Below are 20,828 nucleotides of genomic sequence, written 5' to 3'. Positions count from 1 at the left end.
GGTCAGTCCTCGATTCCGAACGGCAGGCTGAACCGGACGTCACCGTCGACGAAATCGCGGATCTCCCGGATGCCATGGCGGACCATCGCGGCCCGTTCCAGCCCCATCCCGAACGCGAAACCGCTGTACCGGGTCGGGTCGACCCCCGCGGCCCGCAGGACGTGCGGGTCGACCATGCCGCAGCCGCCGGCCTCGATCCAGCCCTCGTCCGAACAGACCCGACAGGGCTGGCGGGCCGCCTCCCCGCGGCAGGCGAAGCACTGCACGTCCAGTTCCGCGGACGGCTCGGTGAACGGGAAGAACGACGGGCGCAGCCGCGTCGACAGGCCCGCCCCGAACAACGCCTGGGCGAAGACCTCCAGGGTGCCGCGCAGGTCCGCCATGGTGATGCCCCTGTCCACGGCCAGACCTTCGAGCTGGCCGAAGACCGGCGAGTGCGTCGCATCGATGGTGTCGTTGCGGTATGTCCGCCCCGGGCACACGACGTACACGGGCAGCGGGCGGTTCAGCAGGGAGCGGATCTGCACCGGGGAGGTGTGGGTACGCAGCACCCGGCCCGCCCCGGTCGGCGCGACGTAGAGCGTGTCGTGCTCGCTGCGGGCCGGGTGATCGGGCGCCATGTTCAGGGCCTCGAAGTTGAACCAGTCGTGTTCGACCTCGGGTCCCTCGGCGACCTCGTAGCCCATCGCCACGAACACGTCGGCAAGCCGGTCGGACAGGGCGGTCAGCGGGTGGCGGGCACCACGGCGGCGGCGGTCGACGGGCAGGGTCACGTCGACCCGTTCCTCGCGCAGCACCCGGGCGTCGCGTTCGGCGGTGAGTTCGGCCAGCCGGGCGTCGTAGGCGGCCTGTACGGCCGTGCGGGCGGCGTTGTGCCGGCGACCGGCGTCGGCACGCTCCGCACGGGGCAGGGCACCGARCTCCCGGCGGGCCAGCACCAGCGGTGCGGAGGCACCCTGGATGTGGGCGGTACGGACGGCTGCCAGCGCGTCGAGATCGGCGGCGGCGCGGATCGACTCCCGCGCCGCGTTGACGGCCGCGTCGAGCTGATCGGGGTCGAGGGCGTGGACCCGGGACGGGTCGACAGTCTCTCCAGGGGCGGGCACGATGCTCATCCTCGTCATCGGGTGAAAAGCAGGGTCATCCCGGCGGGAAGCCGGGGTCGTCCGGCCTGCGGCGGGGTTCGTCCGGTCCTGGGGTGTCCGGTCCTGGGGCGGCGGCGCGCGCCTGGCCGCCCGGGGCGCCCACCGGTCGGTTCGCGGTGCTCGGCGTCAGCCGAACACCGGGCCACCGGCGGGCACAAAAAATCGGAACTCGGCGCCGCCACCCGGGGCCCGGCCGACCGAGATGGTGCCGCCGTGCGCCTCGATCAGCGCCTTGGCGATGTAGAGCCCGAGGCCGGTGCCGTTCCCGCGGCTGGCGCCCCGCCAGAACTTCGTGAACACGCGCGCGGCGTTCGATTCGGACACGCCTTCACCCTCGTCGGCCACGCTTACCTCCGTGCCGCTGTCCCTGCCACGCAGCAGTACCGTCACAGTACCCGCACCATGCCGCAGGGCGTTGTCGACGAGGTTGTGCAGTACCTGTTCAATCTTGTCCGGATCGACCCACATCTCGGGCAGTTCGCCCTCCTCGCGGATGAAGAACCGGTCGGCGCCCGCCGCGCCCGAGGCCACCTTGCCGTCCACCACCGAACGCACCCGGGCGGGCAGGTCGACGATCTGCTTGCGGACCTGGATGCGTCCGGAGTCGATCCGAGAGACGTCCAGCACCTCGGTGAGCAGGCGCGTGACCCGGTCGGCGTCGGTGTTGACCGTGTTCAGCATGAGCTTCTTCTGCTCGTCGGTGAACCGGTCCCACTTGGCGAGCAGCGTCGCGGTGAATCCCTTCACACTGGTCAGCGGCGAGCGCAGCTCGTGCGCCACGGTCGCGACCAGGTCCGCCCGGTTGCGTTCCAGCCGCTCGCGGCTGAGGGTGTCGCGCAGGGACAGCGACACCCGCACCAGCCGACCGGCGACCCGGTTGAACCGCACCGTGACGTGGAAGTCACGGTCGTGGACTGGACCCGCGTAGGTCAGGCGCCGCTCCGGCTGCCCGGTGACCCGCGGCAGGTTCCGGCTGGCTGTAGAGCACTCCCACCAGTCGTTGCCCCGCTCGTCCAGCAACGGGAGGACCTCGGTCAGATGCCGGCCGATCGCGGACGGTCCATCCACCCCGGTGAGCTTCGCCGCCGCCCGGTTGAACACCTCGACGACGCCGGCGGCGTCGGTCACGATCACCGAATCCGGTAGCAGGTCGAAGGCGGCGGCAGGCAGTGGGCCGTCCTGCGCGGCCGACACGGCTGAATCGGTGGCATCGGGCGCGCAGCCGGGGCCGGAGGGCGGCACCTGCCCGGATGGCGACGTGACAATGTTCATCACCGTCGACCACCTCCTCCGGTGCCGTCAGTACCGGACCTGCCCGTTCTCTGCGCCCGCGCCGACGCGTAAAGGCACAGGGCGGACGCAACCGCAAGATTCAGGGACTCGGCCTGACCGTACACCGGTACCCGCAGAACCGCGTCCGCGGCGGCCAGAGTAGCCGAAGCCAGCCCATGTGCCTCGTTACCGAACAGCCACGCCGTCGGCCCGTCGAGCTCACCGGCCGCGACGGCGGTGTCAATGTCGCGATCCGCGGCTCCGGACGTCGCCACGATGCGGCAACCCCGGGCCCGCAGCCGGTCCAGCACCCCGGCCAAGGCTGGTTCCACGATCACCGGGAGGTGAAAGTGGCTGCCGGCCGAGGAGCGCACGCACTTGCCCCCGAAGGGGTCGACACCGCTCCCGGTGAAGACGACGGCGTCCGCTCCGGCCGCGTCCGCGCTGCGGATCACCGTGCCGGCGTTACCCGGATCGCCCGCGCCGATGCACACCGCGACCAGCCGGGGGGCGTGCAGGTCGGCGAGCCGATGAGCGGGCAGGGCCGCGACCGCGACGAGGCCCTGGGGGGTCACCGTCTCCGACAGCGACGCCACGGCCTCGTCCGTCACGACCCGGACCGGCACCCGGACCGCCCTCAGCAACTCCTCGTGCCGGGGAGTCGCAGAGACTCCGACGAACACCTCAAGCAGCTCGCCGACGGYCAATGCCGCGCCCACCGCCTGCACCCCCTCGACCAGGAACCTGCCCTGCTCGCGCCGGGCCGCGGGCCGCTTGAGGCGACGCGCGGCGCCGACCCGCCCGGAGCGCGCTCCGGCGATCGGCGCCGGCCCCGGCGAAGGGGCGTCCGGCGAAGGGGCGTCGGTCGTGGAGGACACGCGGGAGGCGGGCACGGGCCGACGTCGCGACGGGCTCAGGCGGCGGTGGGCTCCGGCGCCGCCGCCAGCGCGGCCCGTGCCACCTCGACCAGGGCGGTGAACGCGACCGCGTCGTTGACCGCGAGGTCGGCCAGGATCTTGCGGTCGACTTCGACGCCGGACAGCTTCAGACCCTGCACGAAGCGGTTGTAGGTCAGACCGTTCGCCCGCGCCGCCGCGTTGATCCGAGTGATCCACAGCTGCCGGAAGTCGCCCTTGCGCGCGCGGCGGTCCCGGTAGGAGTAGGTCATCGAGTGGAGCATCTGCTCCTTGGCCTTGCGGTAGAGCCGCGAGCGCTGGCCCCGGTAGCCGCTGGCCTGCTCGAGGACCGTACGGCGCTTCTTCTGGGCGTTGACCGCCCGCTTCACGCGTGCCATGAGGGCACCTGTCTCCTTCGTTCGGGTGCGTCCGGCGGCCCGGGCCGGAGTCGGCCGCCAACGGCGGGCCGACCGCGACCGGCGGGCCCGCCGCAGTCGGGGCCGGAGTCGTCAGCGGGCCACGGTCAGCGGGCGAGCAGACGCTTGACGCGTCGGTTGTCCGCCTTCGTCAACGGCACCACGCCATCCAGTCTGCGGGTGAGGCGGCTGGTCTTGTGCTCCAGGTAGTGGCGGCGGTTGGCCCGCTGGCGCAGCACCTTGCCGGAGCCGGTGACCCGGAACCGCTTGCTCGCACCGCTGTGGGACTTCTGTTTGGRCATGTTGACATCCTGACGGGTTACGTGGGTGATCGAACAACCGGCGTGGCGAGATCCGGAACCGGTGGCGGCGCCACCGCGCGGACTGCCCGCCCTCGAGTCAGACGTGGCCGGCCGGTTCCGGCACCCGCTGCGGCTTCGAGCCCTTGTGCGGGGCCATGACCATGGTCATGTTCCGGCCGTCCTGCTTGGGCTGAGCCTCGACATAACCAAGGTCGGCCACGTCGGCGGACAGCCGTTGGAGCAGGCGGATGCCGAGCTCGGGCCGGGACTGCTCCCGACCGCGGAACATGATCGTAATCTTGACCTTGTCGCCGGCCCGCAGGAAACGCACGACGTGACCCTTCTTGGTCTCGTAGTCGTGCGGATCGATCTTCGGCCGCAGCTTCATTTCCTTGATGACGGTCTGGACCTGGTTCTTCCGAGCCTCCCGACGCTTCTGGTCGGACTCGTACTTGAACTTTCCGTAGTCCATCAGCTTGCAGACCGGGGGACGAGCGGTCGGCGCGACCTCGACGAGGTCGAGATCGACCTCCTGCGCCATACRCATGGCCTCACCGATCGAGACGATGCCGATCTGCTCACCCTCCGCGCCGACGAGGCGAACCTCGGGGACGCGAATCCGGTCGTTGATACGGGACTCTGTGCTGATGTGTTTCCTCCGTTGCTCGACGCGCGGGCATGACCTCACCGCAGCGGAGCACCGAGCCTGGTACACCAGGCTCCCGGCCGACGACCGCGGAAACGGCTCGGCCGACCGGCGACCCGGCCACCGCGGCCCCCAGCCGGAACTCCGGCCTGAGGACCTGCTGACGTCCCGGGGTGGCGACATCAGTGCTGACATCGGGTGGAGGGCGAACCCCCGCTTGGTCCTGCCGATCAGGCTCCGCGCCGTGCCCTGGCTGCCTGGAAACGGCAACGCCAGCGGACGGAACAAAACCAGCCGGCAGGCGGTCTGCGGCCCAGCGTAGCACCAGACCGGGCGACACGACGATCACATCATCGTCCGGGCGCTCCGAAAGGGCCGGCTGCGCTCACCTCGCGAACCGCACCGGCCATCGGCGCGTCGGGCGCAGGCCCCGCCCCAGATGGCGGCGCACCGCCTCGGCCTCCCGCGCGCTCACGAGCAGCACGGCCGGGCCCGAGGCCCGCTCCTGCTCCCGCGCCTGCGCCGGGGCCGGGGCCGGATCGGTGGCGAGCAGCCGGGACAACCGCCGGGCAAGCAACTCCCCGGACCGCGYGTCCGCATCTCCGCCCTGACGTACCGCGACGGCGAGCACCGGGCGTGGGGCGCCGGCACCCGGGAGGAGCAGTTCCGCCGGCCACACCTCGACCCGCTCAGTCACGGTCCGCAACGCCTCCCGAACCCGCCGCCGGGATAACGGACCATCCGGATCGGACGGACGGCGCAGGGCGGTCACCCTCAGCTTGTCGAGGTCCGCGGCTTCGGTCACGCGCGGCGTGTCGAGGGTTCCGGACGGCGCGTCGGAGCCGGATCCGCCGGGCACCGGCGCGGGACCGCCCGGGCCGACGTCCAGACTGGCCGAGCGCGGACCGGCCACGTCGATCACCACCGCTCCGAGCCCCAGCCGGACCGCCTCCGTGCAGGCGTCCACCGCGGCGACCGGAACCGGCCGGGCCGAGGAGCGCCAGGCGGTGAGCGCGCTGACGCTGGAGAAGATCGGTAGCGCGGTCGCGCCGGACGGGGTGCGCAGGGTCGTCAGCGCCATCTCGCTGGTCTTGTCCGCACCGGTGACGGCGTCGGCGGCGGTGAGCCGAGCCTCGACTCCGACGAAGACCCGGGCCTGGCGCAGCGCGGCGGTCAGAACGGCGGGGTCGACCGGGTTGGCGGCGAGCGCTCGGGTGAGCGACTCGTCGGCGCGGCCGTCATCGCCCTGACCAGACGGAGTCAGCAGATCGCGTGCCATTCTCGCCAGCCTAGGGCCCAGGCGGCGCGGCGGGCCGGTACCGGATCGGGTCCGTGGCGTTCACCATGGCCCGGACGGGCCCGGGCCATGGTTGAGGGCCCCGACCGGGGGCTGCGATGGCGGGCCGGGCCAGCACGGTGGCCGGTTGCGACCCGGGAAGCGGGGCGGTGGCGACCGCCCCGGCGAGACGCTGGAAGGCAAACCTGGTCCGGCGACGCAGGCGGTACCAGCTGATCGGACGGCTGTCGGCGAGCGCCGCGTCGAACGGCACCGGCACCGTCATGTAGGCCCGGTCCTCGAGATGTTCGAGACGCAGCCGCGCCCCGCGGCTCAACCGGGAGGGATACGTCTCGACGACGGCCACGATGACGGTGGCAGCGAGATCTGGCCGACCGGCCGCGGTCAACGCGCTCAACGCGTCGTCCGCACCGGCGATCTCCGTCTCGCCGGCCCGGATCGTCAACACGACGAGGTCCGCCCGCGCCAGCAGGGTGGCCGGCACCGGCTGGCTCCACCCCGGTGGGGCGTCCGCGACGACGACCGGATACCAGTGTCCGAGCAGGTCGAGTGCCCACGCCAGCTCCTCGGGAAGCAACCCCGGCCCGGTAAGATCACGCAGTCCGGCCAGCACCTCCAGGCCACCGGAGCCGTCGGAGGCGACAAACCGGCGCACGTCCTCCAACGAGGACACCGGTGGCCGCGCCGTGGCCAGCTCCCGCAACCCCACGCCCGGTGACATGAGGCCGACCCGGTGCGCAAGCAGCCCGGACTGGTCCGGGGATGCGTCCACGGCCATCACCCGATGACCGTGGTGCTCCGCGATCGCCAGTCCCAGACCCGCGGCGACCGTCGTCCGGCCGCCTCCGCCACCGAATCCCCCAACCAGCACCCGCCGCCCACCGGCCCGCGCCCGCGCGACCGACGAACCGCCCGTTCCCGCGACGGCCGGGACCACCGCCCGACCACCGGACGGCGTCACCGCGGCCACCGCCGCCCGGACGGGCAGGGAAGGGGCCAAGCCGGACCGCCGCGCCGGCAGGTTCGCGGGGACCGGGATGGACCAGGCTGGCTCCAGACCAGGCGTTTCGACCGCCTGTCGGCCGACCGTGGGTCCGCCCAAGGAGTCGGCGTCGGGCCACGCCTCCGGCACCGGCCAACCCGGGTCAGCCGCCGCGGACGGGGGAAGCCGCCCGGATACGGGCCCGGCACCGGGCGAGCCGTCGGGGGGCGGCGCGGTGGCGGCCCGGGAAACGGGGACGACCGGCGTTCCATCCGGGAGGTTCACCGGCTGCCCGGCCGCGGGGACCAGCACCGCGATGTTCTCCCAGGTCTCCCCGGGCGGCGGGACGGCCGGGAGCGGTGGGGAAACCGCCGGGGGCGGCGGCGCACCGGGCGGTGGATCCGGTGGCGTCGGGTACGGGTCCACCGGGTACGGATCCGGACCGGTCGGGTCCGGGTCCGGCGGCCCGGCCGCCGACGTCGCGGCGGCGAGGTCGGGCGTCCACCCCGCTCCGCCGGACACGGTGAGCGAGGCACCGGGCCAGGCGGAGCTCGGGCCGGGCGGCGCGGTCAATGGAAGGCCCACGGGGGGGGCGCTCCGGCCCGGCGGGAGCAGTGGCGCGGGCGGCGGGAGCAGTGGCGCGGGCGGCGGGGCCGGTGGCACGGGGGTGGGCGGCGGGGCTGCCGTGCTCCCGCGCCCCCCGGAGGGGCCCCCTGTCCGACCGGTAGCGGGCTCCGAACGGGTCCCGCCCGGACGTGATCGGGCGGGACGACGGGTAACCAGCGCGTTATGGGGCGCCTGAGGCTCGGTCAGTCGTAGGCCAAGCAGCGAGATGGGGCGCGCGTCCCCGCCACCACCCGGTTCGGTCGCGTCGGGATCCCGCCGGCCGGGGCCGGCCGCGACCCGTTCCCCGGCCTCCGGATTCCCCCCGACCGGGCCGGTCGACGCCGACGCCTCGTCACCGTTCCAACTCCCACCGTGACTTACCATCCGCGCCACCCCCGCCCCCATGTGTGCCGGCCGACGGGACCTCCGCCGATCCCACCGCGAAGTATGACGCCAGAGCGCAAGGGCACCGATACGACGTGAGACCACAGTCTCGTGTAACCGGCCGTCCCGACAAGAGCACCGGACTGATCGGGACAGCCGGAATCAGAGCCACGAGCAGCGAACACACGACCGGCACACCCGATCCACTTCGAATCGCCATGTGACGGCAACACCATACCGAGAGCATGTCACGCGGACGGATCGGCCTCGCACCGTGTGTGTGAACTCCTGATGCGGAACGTTTCGGTCGGTGACGGCGTGGGAGCTCAGCCGGCGAGTTCCAGATCGCGCAGCACCGCGGCGGTGTCCAGCGCGGCCAGGGTCGCCTCCCGGCCCTTGTCCTCGCTGGACCCGGGCAGCCCGGCGCGGTCCCGGGCCTGCTCGACGGTGTCGCAGGTGAGCACGCCGAAGCCGACGGGGACGCGGGCGTCGAGGGTGACGCGGGCGAGCCCCGCGGTGACGAACTGACAGACGTAGTCGAAGTGGGGGGTGCCGCCCCGGATGACGACACCGAGGGCGACGACGGCGTCATGCCGCGCAGCCAACGCGGCGGCGATCACGGGAAGCTCGACCGCACCGGAGACCCGCACGACGGCGGGTGCCGCCGCGAGGCCCGCGTCCTTCGCGGCGCGCAGCGCGCCAGCGAGCAGCGCATCGGTGATCTCGGCGTGCCACCGGGTGGCGACCACCGCCAACCGCATGCCCGCGACGGGCGGAAGCACCTCCGCGGGAGCCCCGAGGCCGCTCACAGACCCTCCCCCTCGGCACAGTCGACCCCGGCGGACGTACCCGGGCCCGCGACGGCCGTGCAGMCGGAGGTGACGGGTACCCTCGGCGCCCTCGGCGCCCCCGGGATCCAGCGCGAGCCGGCCGGCTCGTCCTCGCCCACGGCCCTAGGCAGATCGGACAGGCCGGGTGGACCCGGAAGGCCGGGTGGACCCGGAAGGCCGGGCGGACCGGGAATGCTGGGCAGACCGGGAATGCTGGGCAGACCGGGAATGACGTGTCCCCATCCGGTCCCGCTTGGTGGTCAGGTAGCGCAGGTTCTCCGGCGTCTGGGTGACCGGCATCCCGATGAGTTCGACGATGCGCAGGCCGTAGCCCTCCAGCCCGGCCCGCTTCGTCGGATTGTTGGACAGCAGCCGGATGCCGCGCACGCCGAGGTCGACCAGGATCTGGGCCCCGGTGCCGTAGTCACGGGCGTCGGCCGGCAGACCCAGCGCGAGGTTGGCGTCGACGGTGTCGTGGCCGGCGTCCTGCAGCTGGTAGGCCCGCAGCTTGTGCATCAGGCCGATGCCCCGGCCCTCGTGGCCCCGCATGTAGAGCACCACTCCGCGTCCCTCGGTCGCGATTATGCGCAGTGCCGCGTCGAGCTGGGTTCCGCAGTCGCAGCGCCGGGAGCCGAAGACGTCCCCGGTGAGGCATTCGCTGTGCACCCGGACCAGCACGTCCGCGCCGTCACCGAGCTCGCCGCGGATCAGCGCGATGTGTTCGACGCCGTCGAGGATGTTGCGGAACCCGACCGCCCGGAACGCCCCGTAACGCGTCGGAAGCGACGCCTCCGCGACCCGCACCACCTGCTTCTCGGTCCGCCGACGGTAAGCGATGAGATCGGCGATGGAGATCAGCAGCAGCCCGTGCTCGCGGGCGAACTCGGCGAGCCGGGGAAGCCGGGCCATCGTCCCGTCGTCGTTCACGATCTCGCAGATCGCACCGGCCGGCCGCAGCCCGGCGAGCCGGGCCAGGTCGACCGCGGCCTCGGTGTGGCCGGGGCGGCGCAGCACCCCGCCGTCCTTGGCCCGCAGCGGGAAGATGTGGCCCGGCCGGCTCAGGTCGCCGGGCGTGGTCCGCGGGTCGGCCAGCAACCGGATGGTGCGGGCCCGGTCGGCGGCGGAGATCCCGGTGGAGACGCCGTCGCGGGCGTCCACGGTGATGGTGAACGCGGTGCCCATCCGCTCCGTGTTGTGCGGGACCATCTGGTCCAGTTCGAGCCGGTCGGTGTCGGCGGCGTCCATCGGCACGCAGATCACACCGGAGGTGTACCGCGTCATGAACGCGACCAGCTCGGGTGTCGCGGCCTCCGCCGCGAAGATCAGATCACCCTCGTTCTCCCGGTCGGCGTCGTCGACGACGACGAGCGGGCGGCCGGCGGCGATCTCGGCGAGCGCGTCCTCGATGGCGGCGAACCGCACGTCGGCGTAGCCGGCGGGAAGGGCACCGGCGGGAAGGGTGGCCGTCGAGGAGGCGCCGGCCGCGGATGTCGTCATCGGTGTCGTCCGTTCGGTTCGATGGGGCCGGCATGCAGCTTCTCGACRTACTTGGCCAGCACGTCGACCTCGATGTTGACCAGGGAACCCGGCGCACGGCGACCCAGCGTGGTCAGTTCGAGCGTGGTGGGGATCAGGCTGACCGTGAAGGTGGCCGGTGAGTCGCCACCGGCCGGCGAGATGTCGACGACGGTCAGGCTCACCCCGTCCACCGTCACCGAGCCCTTCGCCACGAGGTAGCGGTCGAGCCCCTCGGGGAGCGCGACGCGCACGAACTCCCAGCCCTCACCGGGCTGCCGGTCGAGGACCGTGCCGACGCCGTCGACGTGCCCCTGGACCAGGTGGCCTCCCAGCCGGTCCGCCAGCCGGACGGGACGTTCGAGATTCACCCGGTCACCGACGGCGAGCTTCCCAAGAGAGGAACGCACCAGCGTCTCTCGCATCACGTCAGCAGTGAACGCCGACGGGCCGTCCGTTGTGCCGGGTGGGCCGGGTGGGCCGGGTGGGCCGCCGGCCGTACCGGTCTCGGCGCCCCCGTCGAGCCCCGGGCGGGCGAAGGAAGTCACCGTGAGACAGACACCGTTGACGGCGATGGACGCGYCGTGACTCACATCACCCAGAACCGTCTGACAGGCGATGGTGAGTGCCGCCGACTCCGACCGCGCATCCACCGCGGTCACCACGCCAAGTTCTTCAACGATGCCGGTAAACATCCGACCCGTGCCCCTCGCTCCCGGGCACCCGCACCCTGGGCGAGGAAAAACCACGCGGGACCACGCCGGCACGCTCACGCCGACACGCGCCCGCGAGCGGTCAACGACCACCGCGGGCACTCGGCCCGCGCGCGTCCTCCCATCCGGACTTTCACCGTCGGTCCCGGAATTCCACCGGGTCAGCCGTCCCAGTACCTGCGGACGGGTCGCGGACTGTCACCGCCGGTTCGGAATTTCACCGACCCCGGAGCGCGCGTGCTGCTGGTTGTACTGCCTCAAGTCTGGCATATGAAGCCGCCGGACGCCGGTGAAGCCACCGGACGCGGTCACRCCGGCCCGACCGCCGAGCGTGGCGCGGGCGGGGACAGCCGGGGCGCCGCCCGCAGCGCCTGCTCACGCAGCCGCTCGACGGCCTGGCCCGGATCGGCCGCCCCGAAGACGGCCGTGCCGGCGACGAACACGTCCACACCCGCCACCGCGGCCCGCTCGATCGTCCCGGCGTTGACCCCGCCGTCGATCTGCAGCCACAGGTCCAGCCCACGGGCGTCGAGCAGGCGCCGGGCGGCCTCGATCTTCGGCAACACCTCGGTCATGAACGTCTGACCGCCGAAACCCGGCTCGATGGTCATCAGCAGCAGCAGGTCGAACCGGTGCAGGTCGTCGAGATAGTGCTCGACCGGGGTGTTCGGCTTCACAGCGAGGCCGGTGCGGGCCCCGGCCGCCCGGATCGCCCTGGTGGTGCGGGGCAGGTCGGACACGGCCTCGGCGTGAATGGTGACGTTCGCCGCGCCGCGCTCGGCGTACCCGGCCGCCCAGCGGTCGGGATCGTCGATCATGAGATGGCAGTCAAGCGGAGTATCCGTCRCCGCGCGCAGGGCCGTCACCGTGTCCGGCGCGAACGCCAGGTTCGGGACGAAGTGGTAGTCCATCACGTCGACGTGCAGCCAGTCGGCCTGCCCCTCGACCGCCAGGGCCGCGTCGGCGATCCGGCCGAAGTCGGCGGCGAGCAGGCTGGGGTAGATCTGCGCGGTGGCCATTTCGCGAGGGTATCGGCTCCCGGGTCCGACGCCTCAGCTGTCGACCCGGCGCAGCAGGGCGACGAACATCGCATCCGTGCCATGGAGATGCGGCCAGAGCTGGACGAACGGGCCGTCACCGAGCCGGTCGACCTCCGGCAGGGTCAGGCGGGCATCGAGGATGGAGGTGTCGGCGCGTTGTCCGGCCACGCCACGCACCACCTCGACGGTCTCGGCCGGGTGCGGGGAACAGGTCGCGTACGCCACCACCCCGCCCGGGCGGACCAGGTCGAGCGCGGCGACGAGCAGCGCACGCTGGAGCGGGACGAGCGCGGCCACATCGGCCGAGGTCCGCCGCCACCGGGCCTCCGGCCGGCGCCGCAGTGCTCCGAGGCCGGTGCAGGGGACGTCGACCAGCACCCGGTCGGCTCCATCGGGCCGCAGCGGCACCGCCCGGCCGTCGGCGCGCACCGTCCAGGCCCGCGCCGCGTCGCCCAGGGACCGGGCCACCATGGCCGCCCGGGTCGCCCGGGGCTCGACCGCGATCAGGGCCGGCCTGTCCGGTGGACCCGGCCTGTCCGGCAGACCCGGCCCGTCCGATGGGGCGGAGCCGCCGAGCAGCGCGGCGAGCAGGGCCGCCTTCCCGCCGGGGCCCGCGCACAGGTCGACGGTCAGCCCGAGGTCACGGCCCACCGTCGCCGCGCGGGCCAGGGCCAGGGTGACGAGCTGGCTGCCCTCGTCCTGCACGGCGGCCGCGCCCGCGGCCACGGCGGGCAACCCCGCCGGGTCCCCGCCGTCGAGGCGTACCGCATACGGCGAGTAGGGGCCGACTCGGGCGGTCAGACCTGCCTGCGCGGCCTCGGCGAGCAGCCGGTCACGGTCGACCCGGCCCGGACGGGCGACCAGGTGTACCGCGGGTCGGACGTCGTCTGCCTCCAGCGCGGCGCGGGTCGCCGTGAGGTCGCCGGCCAGGGCCTCCGCGACGACCTCGACGATCCAGCGGGGATGCGTCGTCACGACCGCCAGGTGACCGACAGGGTCGACGTCGAACCGCGGTGCGGACAGCATCGTGGCGAGATCGCCGCCGGTCTCGGCCACCCGGGCGGCCACCCGACGCAGCACGGCGTTCGCGAAGCGGACCGGGCGCTCGCCACTCGTCGTGCGGACCAGCTCGACGGTGCTGGCCACGGCCGCGTGGGCCGGGACCCTGGTCCGCAGCAGCTGGTAGGCGCCCAGGCGCAGCGCGTCGCGCACCGGCGGGTCGATGGTGTGGACGGGTCGACTCGTCGCCGTGTCGAGCACCCCGTCGAGGGTGCCCTGCGCACGCAGGGAGCCGTAGGCGAGCTCCGTGACGAACCCGCGGTCCCGGGCGGACAGCCCGCTGCCCGCCAACAGGGACGGCAGCAGCAGGTTGGCGTAGGAGCCGCGCTCGTCCACCGCCCGCAGCACCTCCCAGGCCAGCAACCGCGGCCGGTCGACGCTTGACGCTGGCCGGGGCCCACGGGTGCCCGGCGAACCGGCCGATCTCACGACGTTCCTCCACTGACCGGCATCGCGCCGATCGCGCCGAGGGTCTCCCCCTTGGCGATCCGGACCCCGCGGGCCCAGGCCGCGGCCGCCATCGGGCCTCGCCCCTCGGGACGCACCTCACCGAGGAGCACCGGGCTCGTGCCCGTGCCGACCGCCACGTCCCCGCCGGGGAGCACCATGATCTGCCCCGCCGGCAGCCCCCCCGCCGGCAGCCCGGCGGGCAGCGCTACCGGCCCGGCCGGCCGACCGGACACCGCACCGAGGCGCACCGGACCGATCTTGAGCCGCCGGTCGCGAAACGTCGTCCAGGCTCCCGGCGCGGGAGTGGCGGCCCTCGCCAGCCGATCCACCGCGATCGCCGGCTTCGTCCAGTCGATCCGGGCCTCCTCGGCGGTCAGCTTCGGCGCGAAGGAGATCCCCTCGGCGGGCTGGGCCACGGGCCGCACCGTCCCGTCGGCGATGCCGTCCATCACCGCGACCAGCAGCCCGGCGCCGGCCTCGGCGAGCCGGTCCAGCAGGTCACCGGAGGTGTCCGTCGGCCGAACCCGCTCGGTGAGGACACCGTAGACCGGACCGGAGTCCATCGCCGGTTCGATCTGGAAGACGCTCGCGCCGGTCAGGTCGTCCCCGGCGAGCAGGGTGCGCTGCACCGGAGCCGCCCCGCGGTAGGCCGGCAGCAGGGAGAAGTGCAGGTTCACCCAACCGTGGCGGGGAATGGCGAGCGCCGCGGGCGGTAGCAACGCGCCGTAGGCCACCACCGGGCAGCAGTCGGGCGCGAGGCCAGCGAGCGTGGCCAGGAACTCCGGGTCCCGGGGCCGGTCCGGGCTGAGCACCGGGATGCCGGCCTCGTCGGCCAGGACGTGGACGGGGGGCGGCTTCACCTTCCGCCCCCGCCCGGAGGGCCGATCGGGCCGGGTGACAACCGCGACCACGTCATGGCGCGGGCTGTCGATCAACGCCCGCAGGCTGGGCAGAGCCACCGCCGGGGTACCGGCGAAAACAAGACGCATACGCGAAGCACCGATCCGTCGCGACGTCATTGCCGACGCCGTGACCGTCTCCGGGGGTCATCGATCCGAGGTGTCCGACCGGGCCGGGAGCATCCCGCCGTTCTCCGGCCGGGGAGTATGGGCTGACGTCCACAGGCCTGTCGCCGCCGACRACCGTACCCCGCCGACGCTCGGAGGTGGCGGACGGCTGCGGTCCGGACCGGGCCCGCGGCCGAAGATCATGATCCATGACGCGTACCCGGGCCGTGGTATGCGGGGCCACGCCATGCGGTGCGAACCAGACCATGCCGGCGCTACCCGAGGATCAGGGGATCGAGCTGGATCCGTAACCGGCCGGTGGTTCGCCGGGTCGCGAGGACGCCGCGAGCGGATCGCAGCGAGGCCGCGAGGGCCGCACCGCGCTCGCGCCGGACCCGGATCAGGACCCGTTCGATCTCCTCGGGGCCGGAGGTGGCGCCGTCGGGGCCGCGCCGCCCGGCACCCACGGCAGACGAATCGCCCTGGTTCGCGCCGTCGGGAACGGCCCGCGCGGACGGTGCGGGGGGCAGCGGTACCGGCCCGAGCACATCGGCGCCGTCGGGAAGCTCGACGGCGGCCAGCAGCTCCGCGACCGCCGCGGCGGTGCCCGCTACGGACGCCATCCGGGTCGCCGGCGGGAACCCCAGCTCCGCCCGCTCGTCGGCTTCCCGGGCAACGAACGTGCCGGGATCCCAACGGACGAGCGCCTGGACCGGCCCTAGTCCGGCATCGGCCGCGACGATGACCCGCCCCCCGCGAGCGGCGGGCCGGGCGAGCGCGGCGGCGGCGGTCCACCGGCGCAGAGTCTCCTCCCCCGCGCGCAGGTCGGGACGGCCCAGCAGAGCCCAGCCGTCGAGGAGCAGCACCGCCCCGTAGCCGCCGTCCGCCACGGGCTCCGCCCCCGGGGTCGAGATGACAAGGGCCGGTTCTGCGGGCACGGTGGCGAGCACCCCGCCCCGGCCGGAGGTGCGGACCGGAACGCCCGGAAAGGCCCGCCCCAGTTCCTCCGCCGTGCGACGATCTCCCGTTACCGAGGCGCGCAGCCGCGGGCCCGAACAGGACGGGCAGTGCCAGACCGCCGCGGCGACCGGACGGCCGCACCACCGGCAGGAGAGCGCACCGCCGCCCGCCGCCCGGCCCAGCGGCCCCTGACAGTGCGGGCACCGGGCGGGCCGTCGGCAGTCCGCGCAGGCCAGTGACGGCTGGTATCCCCTCCTCGGCACCTGGACCAGTACCGGCAGACCGGCCGCCAGCGCATCCCGGGCGGTCCGCACCGCGAGGGAGGGCAGCCTCGCCGCCCGGGCGGCGGGGTCACGGGCGTGTTCGAGGTCGGAGCCGGTGGCCTCGACCCGGGGAGCCAGCGCGCGCACCTGCTCCCGGGGCGGCACCACCGGGTGCGCCCACCCCGTGCGCACCAGCGCCTCGGCATCCGTCGACGGGCAGAACCCGCCGATCACGAGCGCGCACCCCTGGAGCCGGGAGCGCAGGACGGCGACGTCTCGGGCGTGCGGGTACGGGGCCAACGGCTCGGCATGCAGGTCGTCACCGTCATCCCACACCACCACCAGGCCAAGCTCGGCCACGGGCGCGAACATCGCCGCGCGGGTACCCACCACCGCCCGCGCCTGTCCGCGGCTGACCGCGAGGAACGCGCGATATCGCCGGGCCGGGCCGAGATCGGCCCGCAGTGCGACGGTGGTCTCCCGACCGACCGCGGCGACCATCGCCGCCTCGACCCGGTCGACATCACGATGATCGGGTACGACGACGAGTACGCCGCGACCGGACACCGCCGTGGCGGCGGCCGCGGCGGCGATCATCTCCGGCCAGGCGGGGCCGGGCGGGGCCCACCAGACCGCCCTTGGTGACCTGCCCGCCGCCAGGGCGGTGAGCAGCGACGGCCCCGTGGGATAGCGGCCCCACTCGCCGGGTTCCGGCGGCACGGCCTCAAGCCCCGGTGAGACAGCCGCAGGCCCCGGCGAAACGACCTCGGGCCTCGGTGAGGCGGCCTCCGCCCGGCCGTGGCGGGGAGRCACGGCGAGCCGGAGGACGTCGGCCAGCGTGCCGGCGTAACGATCGGCAACCGCGCGGGCGAGTTTCGCGACGGGCTCGGACAGCACAGGCTCCGGCGAGATCGACCGGGCCAGCGGCGCGAGCTGACCGGAATGGTCGGAACTCTCGCGACGCTCCAGCACGAACCCGTCGACCAGCCGGCCCGCGAACCGGACCCGGACCCGGGATCCCGGCACCGCCAGGTCAGCCAGGTCCGCCGGCACGAGGTAGTCGAAGGGACGGTCGAGATGGGCGAGCGCAGTGTCGACGGCAACCCGCGCCACCGGCAGCCGCGCGGCGAGCGGCCGCGGCGAACCGGAACCCGCGGAGCGCGAAACCCCCGACCGGGCACCCCCCGGCCCGGCCGCTGCCCGGCCGGCCGCTGCCCGGCCGACCTCTGCCCGGCCGACCTCTGACGGGCTGAGGCCGGGGAGGGTGCCGGGGTGCTCGGTCATGACGGCATTCGTACCAGCCGCCTACGACATCCTCCATCCCCGTTCCCTCGCCGGAACAGCGACCGGCGGGACAGGGGCCCCGGGAGGGGCCGGGGAGATCCCACGGGGGCCGAGGGAGGAGCGTCGGGTCAGCCCTTGACGGCGCGCTGGAGAGCCTCGGCGCGTGCGGTGGACTCCCAGGTGAAATCGAGCTCGGGGCGACCGAAGTGGCCGTAGGCGGCCGTCTGGGCGTAGACCGGCCGCAGCAGGTCCAGATCCCGGATGATCGCGGCGGGACGGAGGTCGAACACGCTCGTCACCGCGTCCTGGATCTGGATGTCCGGGACGGTTCCGGTGCCGAAGGTCTCCACGAACAGGCCGACCGGCTGCGCCTTGCCGATCGCGTACGCCACCTGGACCTCGCAGCGGCTGGCGAGACCCGCGGCGACGACGTTCTTGGCGACCCAGCGCATCGCGTACGCGGCGGAGCGGTCGACCTTGGATGGGTCCTTGCCGGAGAAGGCACCACCGCCGTGGCGGGCGTAACCGCCGTAGGTGTCGACGATGATCTTACGGCCGGTCAGGCCGGCGTCACCCATCGGGCCGCCGATCTCGAACCGGCCGGTCGGGTTGACCAGCAGCCGGCGACCCTCGGTGGCGATCTCGAGCAGGGCCAGCTCCGGCTCGACGACGTACTCGGCGATGTCCGGCGCGAGCAGGGTGTCCAGGTCGATGTCGGCGGCGTGCTGCGAGGAGACGACGACCGTGTCGAGCCGGGCCGGCTTCCCGTCGACGTACTCGATGGTCACCTGGGTCTTGCCGTCCGGGCGCAGGTAGCCGATCTGGCCCTCCTTGCGGACCGCGGACAGCCGCCTGGCGAGGCGGTGCGCCAGCGCGATCGGCAGCGGCATGAGCTCGGGGGTCTCGTCGCAGGCGAACCCGAACATCAGGCCCTGGTCGCCGGCGCCCTGCCGGTCGAACTCGTCGTCGGCGGAACCCTCGACGCGAGTCTCGTGCGCCGTGTCGACGCCCTGGGCGATGTCCGGGGACTGCGCGCCGATCGACACGCTGACGCCRCAGGACGCGCCGTCGAAGCCCTTCTTGGAGGAGTCGTAACCGATCTCCAGGATGCGCTCGCGGACGACGGAGGCGATGTCGACGTAGGTCTTCGTGGTGACCTCGCCGGCGACGTGGACCTGACCCGTCGTGATGAGCGTCTCCACGGCGACCCGGCTCTTCGGGTCATCCTTGATCATGGCATCGAGAATCGAGTCGCTGATCTGATCGGCGATCTTGTCCGGATGCCCCTCGGTGACGGACTCGGACGTGAACAGGCGCGTCGCCACTGGACTAACCCCCTGGGTGATCCGGCTGATTCCGACGAAGCTTACCGAGGTGCCGCGAGGGGTACACGTAGCGCCTCCGCGGGCGTTCCATCGGTCCGATCGGCCGTGAGGCCGACCACGAGGTCGAGGATCCGATGCGCGAGGAGGTCCTTGCTCGTGTGCTCGATCGCCGTCTCGCCACCGCGGGGGTCCAGTACCACGGCGGCGTTGTGTTCCACCTCGAATCCGAGGCCGGCGCCGACCTCGTTGACCACGAGCAGGTCGACCGGCTTGCGCGCCAGTTTGGCCCGGGCGTGGTCGAGTACCCCACCGCCGGGACCGCCGGTCTCGGCCGCGAAACCGACGAGGACCTGACGGGGCCGGCGGTTCGCCAGCAGCTCGGCCAACACGTCGGGATTCGCCACGAGCGGGATGGAGCCCGGGGCCGCGGACTCCTTCTTGATCTTGTAGGCCTGCGGCGCCCYGGGGCGGAAGTCAGCGACCGCGGCCGCCATGACGACCACGTCCGCCGAGGGCGCGACCTCGTGGACCCGATCGCGCAGCTGCGCCGCGGAGGTGACCGGGATCGTGCGGGCGCCGGCGACCTCGGGCAGCGCGACGTTCGCCGCCACCACCGTGACGGAGGCTCCCCGCACCACGGCAGCCCTGGCCACGGCGTACCCCTGACGGCCGCTCGAGGCGTTGCCGAGGAACCGGACGGGGTCGAGGTACTCCCGGGTGCCGCCGGCCGTGACCAGGACATGCCGGCCGGCAAGATCGGGCCGCACCCCGGCCGCACCCCGGGCCAGCACCGCCATGCCGAGCGCGGCGATCTCCGCTGGCTCTGGCAGGCGACCCGGACCCGAGTCGGCGCCGGTCAGCCGGCCCACCGCCGGCTCAACCACCACCGCTCCCCGCGCCCGCAGGGTCGCCACGTTCGCCCGGGTGGCCGGGTGCTGCCACATCTCGGTGTGCATCGCCGGCGCGTAGACGACCGGGCAGGTCGCCGTCAGCAGGGTGCCGGTGAGCAGGTCGTCGGCGCGCCCGGCGGCCGCGCGGGCCATCAGGTCCGCGGTGGCTGGCGCGACGAGGACGAGGTCGGCCTCGCGGCCGATCCGGACATGGGCGACCTCGTCCGCATCGTCCCACACGTCCGTGGTGACCGGGTTTCCCGACAGCGCAGCCCAAGTCGTCGCGCCGACGAACCGCAGCGCCGACGGCGTGGGCACCACCCGGACCTCGTGGCCGGACTCGGTGAACCGGCGGAGCACCTCCACCGCCTTGTAGGCGGCGATGCCGCCCGCCACACCGAGCACGACCCGGGGACGCCGAGGGTCGGACAACCCGGTGCCGGAGCGCTCCGCATCGGGCATCTCGGTCATCGTCCTACATCAGGAGACCGGCGGGAGGCTGTCGGCGACGGTCTCGTGGGTGAGCAGGCCGGCGTTGATCTCACGCAACGCGATCGACAGCGGCTTCTCCTGCGCGTTGGTCGTCTCGACCAGCGGGCCGACGTACTCCAGCAGACCCTCGCCGAGCTGCGAGTAGTAGGCGTTGATCTGACGAGCTCGCTTCGCCGCGTAGATGACCAGGCTGTACTTCGAGTCGGTCGCCTCGAGGAGCTCGTCGATGGGGGGGTTGGTGATGCCTTCGGGATGGGCGGCGGTACCGGCCACGATGTCCTTCCGGAATGGGACGTCCAAGGCGGCTGCGCCGTCCGGACAGTGCGGAGCGCAGGCTACGCGGGGGCAGGGCGGGCTGCGCGGAGGAGGCTGTACGGCATGTGGGCTGTACGGAGATGCCGGCTGCGCGGGCGACCGGTGGGCCGGACCTACGAGCCGATCATCAATGCTACCAAGCGGGCTRCCGCGGACCGCACGTCGTCGTTCACGATCACGTCGTCGAACTCCGTCTCGGCCGCGAGTTCGATGCGCGCCCGGTCCAGCCTGCGGGCGATGACCTCGGGTGACTCGGTCCCCCGACCGGTCAGCCGACGGACGAGCTCGTCGAAGGTGGGCGGGGCGAGGAAGACGAAACGGGCCTGTGGCATCGCCGAGCGCACCTGCCGGGCGCCCAGCAGCTCGATCTCCAGCAGGCAGGGCACACCCGCGGCGAGCCTTTCGAGAAGCGGACGGCGGGGGGTGCCGTAGGCGTGTCCGGCAAACATCGCGTGCTCGACGAACTCCCCGGCCTTGACCATCCGGGCGAACTCCTCGGCGTCGACGAAGTGGTACTCGACACCGTCAGTCTCACCCGGACGCGGTGGCCGCGTGGTGGCGCTGACCGAGACCCAGACCTCGGGGTGACGTTCCCGGACTGCCGCGACGACGGTGTCCTTCCCGACTCCGGACGGCCCGGACAGCACTGTAAGACCCATGGGCACCACGATAGGACCTCTCAGTCAGTCGGCGCGCACCCGGTCATCAGTCCCCAGAGGACACGAGGACGGGACTGGTT

At 73.4% G+C, this 20,828-nt stretch carries 18 protein-coding genes, 1 pseudogene and 1 riboswitch; all 19 genes and pseudogenes read right to left on the bottom strand.

Annotated elements, in window-relative coordinates:
• Positions 1 to 2: 2 nt before the first annotated feature.
• A complete protein-coding gene (gene pheS, locus KBI5_RS09685; RefSeq protein WP_085015054.1) occupies positions 3 to 1,106 on the bottom strand; it encodes a phenylalanine--tRNA ligase subunit alpha in 1,104 nt (367 codons plus the stop codon).
• Between the two features lie 165 nt (positions 1,107 to 1,271).
• On the bottom strand, positions 1,272 to 2,417 hold the full coding sequence (locus tag KBI5_RS09680; protein ID WP_011437563.1) for a PAS domain-containing sensor histidine kinase: 1,146 nt from the start codon (positions 2,415 to 2,417) through the stop codon (positions 1,272 to 1,274).
• On the bottom strand, positions 2,417 to 3,310 hold the full coding sequence (locus KBI5_RS09675; RefSeq protein WP_241882784.1) for an RNA methyltransferase: 894 nt from the start codon (positions 3,308 to 3,310) through the stop codon (positions 2,417 to 2,419). Before KBI5_RS09675 ends, KBI5_RS09680 begins: the two co-directional genes overlap by 1 nt.
• 20 nt (positions 3,311 to 3,330) lie before the next feature.
• Positions 3,331 to 3,711 carry a 50S ribosomal protein L20 gene (rplT, locus tag KBI5_RS09670; RefSeq protein ID WP_011437565.1) on the bottom strand — a complete coding sequence of 127 codons (381 nt, stop codon included), beginning with the start codon at positions 3,709 to 3,711 and terminating at the stop codon, positions 3,331 to 3,333.
• A gap of 125 nt (positions 3,712 to 3,836) precedes the next feature.
• Positions 3,837 to 4,031 carry a 50S ribosomal protein L35 gene (rpmI, locus tag KBI5_RS09665; RefSeq protein WP_085015046.1) on the bottom strand — a complete coding sequence of 65 codons (195 nt, stop codon included), beginning with the start codon at positions 4,029 to 4,031 and terminating at the stop codon, positions 3,837 to 3,839.
• Between the two features lie 97 nt (positions 4,032 to 4,128).
• Positions 4,129 to 4,719, bottom strand: coding sequence for a translation initiation factor IF-3 (gene infC, locus KBI5_RS09660; RefSeq protein WP_085015045.1), 591 nt, complete (start codon positions 4,717 to 4,719; stop codon positions 4,129 to 4,131).
• 343 nt (positions 4,720 to 5,062) lie between these two features.
• Positions 5,063 to 5,956 (bottom strand): SseB family protein, encoded by an 894-nt coding sequence (locus KBI5_RS09655; RefSeq protein ID WP_085015044.1) that lies wholly within the window; start codon positions 5,954 to 5,956, stop codon positions 5,063 to 5,065.
• A 10-nt stretch (positions 5,957 to 5,966) separates the two neighbouring features.
• Entirely contained in the window at positions 5,967 to 7,541 is a 1,575-nt protein-coding gene (locus KBI5_RS25190) for an ATPase involved in chromosome partitioning (RefSeq protein ID WP_023841501.1), read from the bottom strand.
• 731 nt (positions 7,542 to 8,272) lie between these two features.
• Positions 8,273 to 8,755, bottom strand: a complete 483-nt coding sequence (gene ribH, locus KBI5_RS09645) for a 6,7-dimethyl-8-ribityllumazine synthase (protein WP_011437570.1) — start codon at positions 8,753 to 8,755, stop codon at positions 8,273 to 8,275.
• A pseudogene (locus KBI5_RS09640) lies at positions 8,752 to 10,273 on the bottom strand (bifunctional 3,4-dihydroxy-2-butanone-4-phosphate synthase/GTP cyclohydrolase II). Before KBI5_RS09640 ends, ribH begins: the two are co-directional and overlap by 4 nt.
• On the bottom strand, positions 10,270 to 10,986 hold the full coding sequence (locus KBI5_RS09635; protein WP_085015043.1) for a riboflavin synthase: 717 nt from the start codon (positions 10,984 to 10,986) through the stop codon (positions 10,270 to 10,272). Before KBI5_RS09635 ends, KBI5_RS09640 begins: the two are co-directional and overlap by 4 nt.
• 127 nt (positions 10,987 to 11,113) lie before the next feature.
• Positions 11,114 to 11,243, bottom strand: a riboswitch (FMN riboswitch).
• A gap of 69 nt (positions 11,244 to 11,312) precedes the next feature.
• Complete coding sequence (rpe, locus tag KBI5_RS09630) at positions 11,313 to 12,023, bottom strand: ribulose-phosphate 3-epimerase (RefSeq protein ID WP_085015042.1); 711 nt, start codon at positions 12,021 to 12,023, stop codon at positions 11,313 to 11,315.
• Between the two features lie 33 nt (positions 12,024 to 12,056).
• Positions 12,057 to 13,532 carry a transcription antitermination factor NusB gene (locus KBI5_RS09625; protein ID WP_011437574.1) on the bottom strand — a complete coding sequence of 492 codons (1,476 nt, stop codon included), beginning with the start codon at positions 13,530 to 13,532 and terminating at the stop codon, positions 12,057 to 12,059.
• Positions 13,529 to 14,542 (bottom strand): methionyl-tRNA formyltransferase, encoded by a 1,014-nt coding sequence (gene fmt / locus KBI5_RS09620; RefSeq protein WP_011437575.1) that lies wholly within the window; start codon positions 14,540 to 14,542, stop codon positions 13,529 to 13,531. The genes KBI5_RS09625 and fmt overlap by 4 nt, the downstream gene beginning before the upstream one ends.
• 293 nt (positions 14,543 to 14,835) lie before the next feature.
• Positions 14,836 to 17,067, bottom strand: coding sequence for a primosomal protein N' (locus KBI5_RS09615; RefSeq protein ID WP_085015041.1), 2,232 nt, complete (start codon positions 17,065 to 17,067; stop codon positions 14,836 to 14,838).
• Between the two features lie 128 nt (positions 17,068 to 17,195).
• Entirely contained in the window at positions 17,196 to 18,392 is a 1,197-nt protein-coding gene (gene metK, locus KBI5_RS09610) for a methionine adenosyltransferase (RefSeq protein ID WP_011437577.1), read from the bottom strand.
• A gap of 41 nt (positions 18,393 to 18,433) precedes the next feature.
• Positions 18,434 to 19,744 (bottom strand): bifunctional phosphopantothenoylcysteine decarboxylase/phosphopantothenate--cysteine ligase CoaBC, encoded by a 1,311-nt coding sequence (gene coaBC, locus KBI5_RS09605; protein WP_116289883.1) that lies wholly within the window; start codon positions 19,742 to 19,744, stop codon positions 18,434 to 18,436.
• 18 nt (positions 19,745 to 19,762) lie between these two features.
• On the bottom strand, positions 19,763 to 20,047 hold the full coding sequence (gene rpoZ / locus KBI5_RS09600) for a DNA-directed RNA polymerase subunit omega (protein WP_023841498.1): 285 nt from the start codon (positions 20,045 to 20,047) through the stop codon (positions 19,763 to 19,765).
• A 155-nt stretch (positions 20,048 to 20,202) separates the two neighbouring features.
• Complete coding sequence (gmk, locus tag KBI5_RS09595; RefSeq protein WP_085015052.1) at positions 20,203 to 20,748, bottom strand: guanylate kinase; 546 nt, start codon at positions 20,746 to 20,748, stop codon at positions 20,203 to 20,205.
• Between the last annotated feature and the right edge of the window lie 80 nt (positions 20,749 to 20,828).

It is taken from the genome of Frankia sp. KB5 (assembly GCF_002099325.1).
GTDB classification, from domain to species: Bacteria; Actinomycetota; Actinomycetes; order Frankiales; family Frankiaceae; genus Frankia; species Frankia casuarinae.
Note: the sequence above shows the minus strand (reverse complement) of the source record. Positions and strands in the feature narration are given on the sequence as shown.